The organism is Streptococcus cristatus (assembly GCF_963529205.1).
In the GTDB taxonomy this organism is placed as follows: Bacteria; Bacillota; Bacilli; order Lactobacillales; family Streptococcaceae; genus Streptococcus; species Streptococcus cristatus_O.
On the sequence record NZ_CAURYF010000027.1, the window covers coordinates 20,525 to 31,220 of the forward strand.

A 10,696-nucleotide genomic window follows, 5' to 3' on the forward strand; every position below is an offset into this window, starting at 1 on the left:
CATGTTATCAAGAGTTGAAAAGTTTGAAGCAGCATTGGCTCAGACAGAATGTGACGCTGTTTTAGTAACCAATCTGAAAAATATTTACTATCTGACTGGCTTCAGCGGGACAGAAGCGACAGTTTTTATCAGCAAGAATCGTCGAATTTTTCTGACGGATGCACGCTATACGCTGATTGCCAAGGGAGTAGTCCAAGGTTTTGATATTGTGGAATCGCGCGACGCGATTGGAGAGATTGTCAAGATTATTGCGGACGACAAGCTGCAAAAAATCGGTTTTGAGGATGAAATTTCCTATGCCTACTTCAAAATGCTGGAAAGTGTCTTCTCGGCCTACGAACTGGTTCCCATGACAGCCTTTATTGAAAATCTGCGCATGATTAAAGATGAGCAAGAAATCGCGACCATTCGCAAGGCCTGTCAGATTTCGGATCAAGCTTTCCTAGATGTGCTGGATTTTATCAAGCCTGGTGAGACGACAGAGCTGGCTGTTATGAACTTTTTAGATGCCCGTATGCGGCAGCTAGGTGCTTCAGGTGCCTCTTTTGATTTTATCATCGCTTCGGGTTACCGCTCTGCTATGCCGCATGGTGTGGCTAGTGACAAAGTCATTCAAAAGGGGGAAACCCTGACCATGGACTTTGGCTGCTACTACAATCACTATGTCAGCGATATGACGCGGACTATTCATGTGGGACAGGTGACGGATGAGGAACGGGAGATTTATGATATTGTCCTGCGCAGCAATCAAGCCCTGATAGAAGCAGCCAAGGCTGGGCTTAGCCGAATTGATTTTGACCGGATTCCGCGCCAGATTATTAACGATGCTGGCTACGGTCCTTATTTTAGCCATGGGATTGGCCACGGTATCGGCCTAGACATCCATGAGATTCCTTACTTTGGCAAGTCAGAAGAGCTGATTGAAACCGGTATGGTCCTGACTGATGAGCCGGGTATTTATCTGGACGGCAAATACGGCGTCCGCATCGAAGATGATCTTCTCATCACAGAAACAGGCTGCGAAGTCCTAACTCTTGCGCCGAAAGAGTTGATTGTTATATAAAATGAATATTGTATTCTTACCCCTATTATTTTTTATAAGGATGAAAAGAGGATTATGAAAAAAAGTAATTTAGCGTTTGTTGCAAGTCTTCTTGCTTTACTATTGGTTTTAGCTCCTACAGTTGATGCTGGTGTGGGTAATTCTAAGAGTGGCGGAAGCAGAAAATCTGGAGGAAGTAATCGGTCTGGAAGAAGTAGCTGGTCAGGAGGAAGCAATCGATCAGGAAGAAGTAGTTGGTCAGGAGGGAGCAATCGGTCAGGAGGAACGAGTAGTTACAGTTCGAGCTCAGAGTCTGGGGCAGGATTAGGATCTTCTGGGGCTCTAGGTGTCGTGGCTATTGTTGCAGTTGGCGGTATATTTTTTAGGATTGTGAAGGGAATGGGTGGTGATACCTATTCAAGCAATGAAGTGGAAATGACCACAGAAGAGAGAGTAGGAAGACAGATTCAGAATAATCAAGAAGCAATTAGAGAACTGAAAAAATTGGATCCTTATTTTGATGAAGAAAGTTTCTTGTCTCAAGCGAAAGCTGTCTATCTTCACCTTCAGTCCGCATGGACAGAAAAAGATTGGGCTTCTGTTCGTAATTTAGAAAGTCCGAGTTTATATGAACAACACCGAACGCAGTTACAGGAACATATTCGAGCCAAAACGACCAATGTCTTGGAACGGGTGTGTGTAGAAGATTCTAAAATTAAAGACTTTTATCCAAATCCACAAGGTCATGATAGATTAGAAGTCATCCTTTCATCTACTATGAGAGACTATATTAAAGATGATGAAACAGGTCGGATTATTGAAGGTAATCCAAGCAAAGAATTGTTTACAGTTTATCGAATGAACTTCATTCGTGTGCATGGAGCTCAGACCGAAGGAATTGCGAAAGACGATGTATCCAGCAATCATTGTCCTAATTGTGGGGCGCCACTGACGATTGATTCTGGTAGTAAGTGCGAGTATTGTCAGGCTTCCTTGATTCGAACCGCTCAAGACTGGGTTCTGGATACTTATGATGTTGTTGATGAAATTGAATTTTATAAATAGGAGTAATGATGGGATTTATTAAAGCAGCCCTTTCTGGGGGTATTAGCAGTTTTCGTGATAGTCAATTTAAAGAAGCAGTAGTTTTGCCTGAATCTGTTCCGGAAACGGCACTAGCAATCAAAGGGAGGATTTTGACCAAAGATCCAGATGGTCAATCTCGTCATGGTAATCAGAATACTGGGCTTTTAACGGATGGCTCGCTAGTTATTGTTCCACAAGGATATGTGGCTCTATTAGTCAACAATGGAAGTTTCTTGGGAGAAGTTTTAGAACCGGGAAGTCATGAATGGCAGGCTGGAGACAACACTTGGTTATTAGAAAAAGAAGGTATCAAGGGAACTTGGGAGAACTTTAAGCATCGTTTCTCCTTTGGTGGTCAAGTTGTGACCCAGCAAGAAATCATTTATTTCCGAACTCAGCCTTTTACAGGGAGCAAATTTGGTACACAAAATCCAGTTGAGTACTTTAGCGAACGTTATCAACAGCTGTTAAGCATCCGTTTTTATGGTCTGTATGACGTGAAAATTGCGGACCCAGTTCTCTTTTATATTAGTTCTGTAAGTCGTCAGATTACAGCGGAACAGCCATTTACCTTGCAAGATGTAGCCCAAGGGACTTTGCGACAAAACCTGCCGCCAAAGATTGCGGTAGCAATTGCAAAGTATACTGCTGAGAACCAAGTGGATATCTATAGCCTTAATGCTAATCAAGAAGTCTTTAATGAAGTAGCAAAACAAGAGGTCAATCAAACTTGGACGAGCTTATATGGCTTGGAAGTAACCAATGTCCTCCTTGAAGACTTAAGCTATGATGAAGATAGCATGGCGACTGTTCGTAAGCTTGATAGTGAGTTAGCGGCTATGAAATACAATACGATTGAGATTGAAGAACGCCGGGCGCGTAATGAAGCCTTGGTTGCTGCGGCTAAAAACGAAGGCGGAAACGGAATGAATCTTTTGATGGGCATGAATGTTGGACAAGCTCTAGGCGGAGAACTTCAGCAACAAGCATCTTCTTCTCAAGGCAAAGCAAAAACGTTTTATATTGAGGTGGATGGGAAATATGTCCATGTCAAGAAAGATGAAGATGGAAATATCGTTCCAGTAGACTGAGGTAAGTGTACTGTTTGGTATGGTGATCAAGCCTGAAAATTTAGTAGCTGCAACCAATTGGAGTTGATTGTTATTTGAGAATTATCAGGCTTTATGATAGAATAAGTAGAAATATAATTTTAAAAAGAGGTAATATAGAATGATTGAAGCAAGTAAGCTGAAAGCTGGAATGACCTTCGAAACAGCTGATGGAAAACTCATCCGAGTTTTGGAAGCGAGCCACCACAAACCAGGTAAGGGAAATACGATTATGCGTATGAAGCTGCGCGATGTTCGTACGGGCTCTACCTTTGATACCAGCTACCGTCCAGAAGAAAAATTTGAACAAGCCATTATTGAAACTGTTCCAGCTCAATACTTGTACCAAATGGATGACACTGCTTATTTCATGAATACTGAGACATATGATCAATATGAAATTCCAGTAGTCAATGTAGAAGAAGAATTGAAATTCATCCTTGAAAACTCTGATGTGAAAATCCAGTTCTACGGAACAGAAGTGATTGGTGTGACAGTACCAACAACAGTTGAATTGGTCGTGACAGATACGCAGCCATCTATTAAGGGAGCTACTGTTACCGGATCTGGTAAGCCAGCGACACTTGAGACTGGTCTTGTTGTCAACGTACCAGACTTCATCGAAGTTGGACAAAAATTAATCATCAATACTGCAGAAGGAACTTACGTTTCTCGCGCATAATATAGAAGAGGTAATAACTATGGCAGCTGAACAATTAGGTGAAATCGTCATTGCGCCACGTGTTTTGGAAAAAATCATTGCCATTGCAACGGCAAAGGTAGAAGGTGTTTATTCCTTCGCAAATAAGAGTATGTCAGACAGTCTTTCTATGCGCTCACTCGGTCGTGGAGTATCGCTCCATACAGATGAGACTGGTGATGTGACTGTAGATATCTACCTGTATTTGGAATATGGTGTCAGCGTTCCAACTGTTGCAGTAGCAATCCAGAAAGCTGTAAAAAGCGCTGTTTTTGATATGGCTGAGGTAGAGCTGTCTGCGGTCAATATCCATGTGGCAGGCATTGTTCCAGAAAAGGCACCGAAGTCAGACTTGAAAGATCTATTTGATGAGGACTTCCTCAATGACTGATATACTGTTGGAATCCAGAAGAGGTCTGCGCCAGCGGGCTTTTCAGGCCCTGATGAGCCTAGAGTATGAAGGGGATCTTGTAGAAGCTTGTCGCTTTGCCTATTCGTATGATAAGGACGAAGAGGCAGACAAAGCGGCGGAAGCTGATATTCCGGCCTTCTTGCTCAATCTGGTCTCTGGTGTGGTCCAGTCCAAGGACGACTTGGATAAGAAAATTGCCCAGCACCTCAAAAAGGGCTGGACAGTGGATCGTCTGACGCTGGTAGAGAAAAATATCCTGCGTCTGGGTATCTTTGAGATTACAGAGTTTGACACTCCACAGCTGGTAGCAGTCAATGAAGCCATTGAGCTTTCCAAGCAATTCTCTGACGAAAAGTCCAGTAAGTTCATTAATGGGATTTTGAGTCAATTTATCGTTGAATAATAATGAAGGTCGAGACAAATGTCTTGACCTTTTTGCTTGTCAATTGTTGTTTTAATCGCAAATAGCTTATCGAATCATCAAAATCCGCACAGAGAGCATGAAAAATCTGAGTGAAAAAACTCTCCTTGAAAGCCTTTACAAGTTCAAGAAGAATCGGTATAATAAATACAGAAAACGTTTGCATAGATGTTCTCTATAAGAAAAAATAAAGGAGTTTTCTGTTTATGAAAAATAACTATCACCTACAGTCTCGGATGGGCGAAAAGCGTCATTATTTCGGCATTCGTCGCTTAAAAGTAGGAGTAGCCTCTGTTGTCATTGCCTCAGGATTCCTATTGGGAAACGCCCAATTAGTCCGAGCGGATGAGGCGAGCACAGCTACCAGCCCTGCAACAGAAGCAGTCTCTGATGCAAATGCGTCCGCCCTACCTAAGTCAGCAGATGAAGAAAAAACTGGAGAGGCAGATAGTTCAGGAGCGGGGGCTTCAGAGCAGGCTGCTCCAACTGGTGTGCTAGCAGATCAAGCTCCAGCTAGTGCGGGTTCAGAAGCAGCTGATCAAGAAGCTGCAAATCCAAGTGAAAAAGACAAGCAAGAACCAGTTAGTCAGCCGCAGGCTTCGGCGAAAGTTGCTATCGAAGAAGGCAATATTCGCTTTCATTTCAAAACCTTACCCTCACAAAATTTAGACAGTTTGGGTCTGTGGACTTGGGATGATGTTGAGACACCTTCTAGTCAAAAGGGAGCTTGGCCGACCGGAGCGACTAGTTTTGCGACTGCTAAAGAAGATGACTACGGTTATTATCTTGATGTTAAGATGGCTGAGAAAAGAAGCAAAATCAGCCTTCTAATCAATAATACAGCAGGTCAGAATATTACGGGTGACAAGACGGTCGAGCTGCTCAGTCCTCAGATGAATGAGGTTTGGTTTGACACGGACTATCAACCTCATACTTATGAGCCTTTGAAAAAAGGGATGGTACGAATCAACTACTATCGTACAGATGGCCAGTATGATAAGAAGTCGCTCTGGCTCTGGGGAGATGTCCAAAATCCAAGCAAGAATTGGCCTGACGGAGTGGATTTTGAAAATACTGGGAAATATGGTCGCTATGTAGATGTTCCCTTGAAAGATGCTGCTAAGATGATTGGCTTTTTGCTTCTAGATGAAAGCAAATCAGGAGATGATGTGAAGATTCAAAATCAGGATTATAATTTCGCTAATTTGGAGAAAAACAGCCAGATTTTCTTGCGTGATGCAGATCCGACAGTTTATACCAACCCTTACTTTGTCAATGATATTCGTATGACGGGAGCCCAGCATATAGGATTAACTGAGATTGAAGCCAGCTTTTCTACCTTAGAGAGTGCTAAAAAAGAAGATATCTTAAAGAATTTAAAGATTACGGACAAAGATGGCCATGAAGTCGTTGTTAAAGATGTGGTTCTGGATCCTAAGACCAAAAGTTCCAAATTCATCGGTGATTTTAACCAAGCCCAGTCACCTTATCTTATCAAATATGGCAATGACCAATTCAAAACCAGCATGAACTGGCAGCTGAAGGATAGTATTTATAAGTATGATGGTGAGTTGGGAGCGCGTGTTTCTCAAGCGGGCGAACAAGTGGACCTAACTTTCTGGTCACCAAGTGCGGACCAAGTCGATTTGGTAGTCTATGACAAAGAAAATCAGAATAAGGTTGTTGGTCGCCTGGCTATGCAGAAAGGTGAGTCTGGCACATGGACCAGCAGCTTGACCCCTGAGAGCGGTCTGGGGATTTCTGACTATCGAGGGTATTTCTATCATTATGAAATTGCTCGCGGTGGTAAAAAAGTTCTTGTACTGGACCCCTATGCCAAGTCTTTAGCCGCTTGGAACAGTGAAGATGCGGATAAGGGGGATGCCTACAAGATTGCCAAGGCAGCCTTTGTAGATCCAAGTGAATATGGACCGAAAGATCTGACCTATGCTACTATTCCGAACTTCAAGAAGCGGGAAGATGCCTTGATTTATGAGGCACATGTCCGTGATTTCACTTCAGATCCAGCTATTTCAAAGGATTTGAAATCTCAATTTGGAACCTTCTCAGCTTTCATTGAGAAATTGGATTATTTGAAAGAACTAGGAGTGACTCATGTTCAGCTCTTGCCAGTTCTGAGTTATTACTTTGTAAATGAGCTGAAAAATGCTGAGCGCATGGACAAGTATGCTTCCAGCAACAGCAACTATAACTGGGGCTATGACCCGCAAAACTACTTCTCGCTGACAGGTATGTATTCGAGCACACCGACAGACCCAGCTAAGCGCATTGAGGAATTCAAAAATCTTGTCAATGAAATTCATAAGCGTGGCATGGGCGTTATCATGGATGTGGTCTATAATCACACAGCCAAGACCTCTATCTTTGAGGACTTGGAGCCCAACTACTACCACTTTATGGACGCGGATGGTACACCGAGAACCAGCTTTGGTGGCGGCCGCTTGGGGACTACTCACTATATGAGCAGACGGGTCTTGGTGGATTCGATCAAGTATCTGACAGAGCAGTACAAGGTAGATGGTTTCCGCTTTGATATGATGGGAGACCATGATGCAGAGTCCATTCAAAAAGCTTTTGAAGAAGCTAAAAAGCTCAATCCAAATCTCATTATGCTGGGTGAGGGCTGGAAGACTTATGCAGGTGATGAAAATAAAGCTGTCCAGCCTGCTGACCAATCTTGGATGAAGTCAACAGACACGGTAGCGGTCTTCTCAGATGATATTCGCAATACCTTAAAATCAGGTTATCCAAATGAGGGGACACCAGCCTTTGTCACCGGTGGCAAACGCAGTGTGGAAAATGTCTTTAAAAACATCAAGGCGCAGCCAACCAATTTTGAGGCGGATAGCCCAGGGGATGTGATCCAATACATCGCAGCCCATGATAATCTGACGCTCTTTGATATCATTGCCCAGTCGATCAAGAAAGATCCGGCAGTGGCTGCCAATAATCAAGAGATTCATCGCCGCCTACGTTTGGGAAATCTGATGATTCTGACTTCGCAAGGGACACCATTTATCCACTCTGGTCAAGAGTACGGCCGGACCAAGCAATTCCGCGATCCCGATTATAAATATCCGGTCTCAGAAGACAAGGTTCCAAACAAAGCGCATTTGTTGACCAATGAAGACGGCACGCCGTTTGACTATCCGTACTTCATTCATGATTCTTATGATTCGAGTGACGCGGTCAACCACTTTGACTGGACCAAGGCGACTGATTCAGAGAAGTTCCCTGAAAATGCCAAGAGTCGTGCCTATATGAAAGGCTTGATTGCCTTGCGGAAATCAACGGATGCCTTTACCCGCAGTTCCAAAGATGAAGTGGAGCAAAATGTGACCCTCATTACCCAGCCTGGCAAGGATGGTGTTGAGAAAGAAGACCTTGTGCTCGGTTACCAAGTAGTTGCGTCAAATGGTGATATTTATGCGGTCTTTGTCAATTCGGACACCAAGGAACGACAATTCAACTTTGGTGAAGCCTACAAGCATCTAGCAGGTGCAGAGGTTGTGGCAGACGGCAATACCGCAGGAGTGACAGCCATTTCTGACCCGGTAGGTGTCACCAGAAACGGCAATGGTTTAGCCCTAGCTCCGCTGACAGCGACTATTTTGCGACTTCGAAAAGTGACCCCAGCTCAGGAAGAAAAATCTCAAGCTCCAGTAGCTCAAAAAGAGCAGCTGTCTGCCCCTTCTGCAGCCAACGCTCAGCCTCAGGCTTTATCCTTGGATGGGCAAAAACCTCAGGATTCAGCAGTAAAAGAAGCGGCTAGCCAAACAGAAAAAAACTTGCCAAAAACGGGAACAAGCACTTCCCTGCTGGCACTTTTAGGTGGCTTCCTTGCTTTTCTAGCCGGTTTGTTAACCTTTAGAAAGAAAGAGTAATAATTGATTATTGCCCTGTGAGAAATTTTTTAGACTATGGCTAAATAAAGACGACTTCCAATAATGGATGTCGTCTTTGCTTGCTTATATCTGTGTTAAACACTCTTACCAGGTAAGAGACTGACTGGCAGGAAATAGCCAGTCGTTTGGACTTCTTGACCGGCAATTTTTTTGAGGAGTAGGTCTACAGAGAGACGGGCGATATCTTTCAGTGGCTGCTTGATCGTTGCCAGCTGTGGGTAGTAGTTCTCCACAAAGTAGGTGCCATCGTAGCCAATGATTTTCAAATCTTCAGGGATCTGGATGTTCAGCTCCTGTGCGACCTTCATAATTAAAATGGCTGTCAGATCGTCTGATGTAAAAATGCCATCAGGTTTGGTCTGAGTCAGAATTTGCTTGATTTCCATCTCCTTGCGGACGGGAGAAAAATCACTGGATACATTGATAATTGGTGCGTCCGGCAGGACGGAAGCAAAGCCAGCATGGCGCAGACCAGTCGGGGAATTAGAGTTGTCATTGCCAGTAATCATGATGATGTTTTGAGCTCCAGACTTGACTAAGGTCTGGGCCGCCAACACTCCGCCACCATAGTTGTCTGAGGAGACGACAGGGATATCCGGCGAAAGATTGCGGTCAAAGGCAATGATTGGAGCGGTCACGCGATTGTAGTCCTCGATGCCTAGATTGTGGCTGCCAGAAATGATGCCGTCCACCTGATTGGCTTCCAGCATCTCAAGGTATTCACGCTCCTTGTCTGAGTCATGCTCACTATTGCAGATGATGGTTTTATAGCCTTGTTTAAAGAGCTCATGCTCCAGCTTGTCAATCAATTCTGCATAAAAGACATTGCTGATATTAGGGAAAATAAGTCCAATTAGCTTGGCTGATTTACCTTGGAGGCTGCGCGCCAGATTATTGGGCTTGTAAGCCAACTCTCTCATGGCTGCCTCAACCTTGGAAATCGTTTTGTCAGATAAGTAGCCTTTTCTGTTGATGACGCGGGAAACAGTTGTGGGGCTGACTCCTGCAAGTTTTGCTACATCAGTTAGCTTTGCGACCATAATCTAATTCATAGTAAGTACCGGTTGGATTGCCTTTGGTAATGGTAATACCTGTTTGGTCTTCTCTCGGGAAGACACGGCCGGAAAATACTTTCTCTCCTTTATTGATGAAAATTTCAAAAATCGATTTATCGATGAAGATAGTAGCACTTGTGGCTTCTTTGTCAATATTATAGCTTCGACTGGTTCCGAAGTCCAGAGCGAATGGCTCACCCGCCTGACTGCGGTCAACAATCACTTTCCCTGCCTTGAGGTCGAAGTTGATGCGTAATCCCTTGCCATCCTTGTCTGCAAAGAGGACGATTTCATGCTCGGTGTCTGCAGTGAGATTCAGATCTAGTTCGTAGCTGTTCTTGCTTTCTGCCAAAGCAGCGAAAGGCTGTTCCTCTGCTCGCAAATCCTTGATAGCAGGCACTGGGTACTGGTAGAGTTTTCCGTCTTTCAGACTTAATTCCTTGACGAGGGAGAAGGCTCCTTGATGGTCGAAGCGGTCAGATGGGTATTCCACATCAGGCAAGCCTAGCCAGCTGACAGCGAGTGCACGACCGTCAGGTGCGTTAAAAGCTTGGGTCGCGTAGCAGTCGAAACCGTAGTCCAGATTTTGGATAGGACTTGGATTAATCATAGCAGCTTTGTTTGTGTCAAACGATTGACCTATTTTATACATGTTTGGGTAAATGTTGCCATAGTCCTGTACATCCTTAGACAAACCTTGAGGGCAATAAAGCAAGACTGGTTGGTCGTTGATAAAGACTAGGTTAGGACACTCCATCATATAGGCTGTCTTGTCATTAGCGAAGTCTAAATCGCCGACGACTTCCCAGTTGGTATAGTCATTATCAACTGCCTTGTACAGCTTGACATAGCCTTGTTTGTTTAGATTTTGCCCACCGACAATGGCATAGAATTGTCCTTTGTAGTTGAAAATCTGGGGATCGCGGAAGTGGTCGGTCGCTTCAG

At 44.0% G+C, this 10,696-nt stretch carries 9 protein-coding genes; 7 read left to right on the plus strand and 2 right to left on the minus strand.

Features of this window, described 5'->3' with window-relative positions; translation table 11 throughout:
• Position 1 precedes the first annotated feature (1 nt).
• The 7 genes from RWS39_RS07070 to RWS39_RS07105 all read left to right on the plus strand — a co-directional run bounded on the left by RWS39_RS07070 (position 2) and on the right by RWS39_RS07105 (position 8,675).
• Complete coding sequence (locus RWS39_RS07070; protein WP_314481891.1) at positions 2–1,063, plus strand: M24 family metallopeptidase; 1,062 nt, start codon at positions 2–4, stop codon at positions 1,061–1,063.
• A gap of 54 nt (positions 1,064–1,117) precedes the next feature.
• Positions 1,118–2,107: a TIM44-like domain-containing protein gene (locus tag RWS39_RS07080; protein WP_390896049.1), complete on the plus strand. Its 990-nt coding sequence runs from the start codon at positions 1,118–1,120 to the stop codon at positions 2,105–2,107.
• A gap of 8 nt (positions 2,108–2,115) precedes the next feature.
• The gene (locus RWS39_RS07085) at positions 2,116–3,219 is read left to right on the plus strand and encodes an SPFH domain-containing protein (RefSeq protein ID WP_314481899.1); all 1,104 of its coding nucleotides are present in this window, start codon (positions 2,116–2,118) and stop codon (positions 3,217–3,219) included.
• Positions 3,220–3,358: 139 nt separating this feature from the next.
• Positions 3,359–3,919: an elongation factor P gene (gene efp / locus RWS39_RS07090; RefSeq protein WP_002896485.1), complete on the plus strand. Its 561-nt coding sequence runs from the start codon at positions 3,359–3,361 to the stop codon at positions 3,917–3,919.
• A 19-nt stretch (positions 3,920–3,938) separates the two neighbouring features.
• Positions 3,939–4,328 (plus strand): Asp23/Gls24 family envelope stress response protein, encoded by a 390-nt coding sequence (locus tag RWS39_RS07095; protein WP_314481902.1) that lies wholly within the window; start codon positions 3,939–3,941, stop codon positions 4,326–4,328.
• Positions 4,321–4,752: a transcription antitermination factor NusB gene (nusB, locus tag RWS39_RS07100; RefSeq protein WP_002915907.1), complete on the plus strand. Its 432-nt coding sequence runs from the start codon at positions 4,321–4,323 to the stop codon at positions 4,750–4,752. The genes RWS39_RS07095 and nusB overlap by 8 nt, the downstream gene beginning before the upstream one ends.
• Positions 4,753–4,976: 224 nt before the next feature.
• On the plus strand, positions 4,977–8,675 hold the full coding sequence (locus RWS39_RS07105) for a pullulanase (protein ID WP_314481906.1): 3,699 nt from the start codon (positions 4,977–4,979) through the stop codon (positions 8,673–8,675).
• A gap of 95 nt (positions 8,676–8,770) precedes the next feature.
• Here RWS39_RS07105 and RWS39_RS07110 read toward each other — a convergent pair whose 3' ends face one another.
• Positions 8,771–9,736: a LacI family DNA-binding transcriptional regulator gene (locus RWS39_RS07110; protein ID WP_314481909.1), complete on the minus strand. Its 966-nt coding sequence runs from the start codon at positions 9,734–9,736 to the stop codon at positions 8,771–8,773.
• A partial coding sequence (locus RWS39_RS07115; protein WP_314481912.1) for a GH32 C-terminal domain-containing protein occupies positions 9,717–10,696 on the minus strand: 980 nt, incomplete at its 5' end. The genes RWS39_RS07115 and RWS39_RS07110, both read right to left, overlap by 20 nt.

What these genes read in the sequence shown, in the direction of transcription:
- RWS39_RS07110 (WP_314481909.1), bottom strand. Translation starts at nt 9,736, where the DNA reads ATGGTCGCAAAGCTAACTGATGTAGCAAAACTTGCAGGAGTCAGCCCC.
- RWS39_RS07105 (WP_314481906.1), top strand. Translation starts at nt 4,977, where the DNA reads ATGAAAAATAACTATCACCTACAGTCTCGGATGGGCGAAAAGCGTCAT.
- efp (WP_002896485.1), top strand. Translation starts at nt 3,359, where the DNA reads ATGATTGAAGCAAGTAAGCTGAAAGCTGGAATGACCTTCGAAACAGCT.
- nusB (WP_002915907.1), top strand. Translation starts at nt 4,321, where the DNA reads ATGACTGATATACTGTTGGAATCCAGAAGAGGTCTGCGCCAGCGGGCT.
- RWS39_RS07085 (WP_314481899.1), top strand. Translation starts at nt 2,116, where the DNA reads ATGGGATTTATTAAAGCAGCCCTTTCTGGGGGTATTAGCAGTTTTCGT.
- RWS39_RS07095 (WP_314481902.1), top strand. Translation starts at nt 3,939, where the DNA reads ATGGCAGCTGAACAATTAGGTGAAATCGTCATTGCGCCACGTGTTTTG.
- RWS39_RS07070 (WP_314481891.1), top strand. Translation starts at nt 2, where the DNA reads ATGTTATCAAGAGTTGAAAAGTTTGAAGCAGCATTGGCTCAGACAGAA.
- RWS39_RS07080 (WP_390896049.1), top strand. Translation starts at nt 1,118, where the DNA reads ATGAAAAAAAGTAATTTAGCGTTTGTTGCAAGTCTTCTTGCTTTACTA.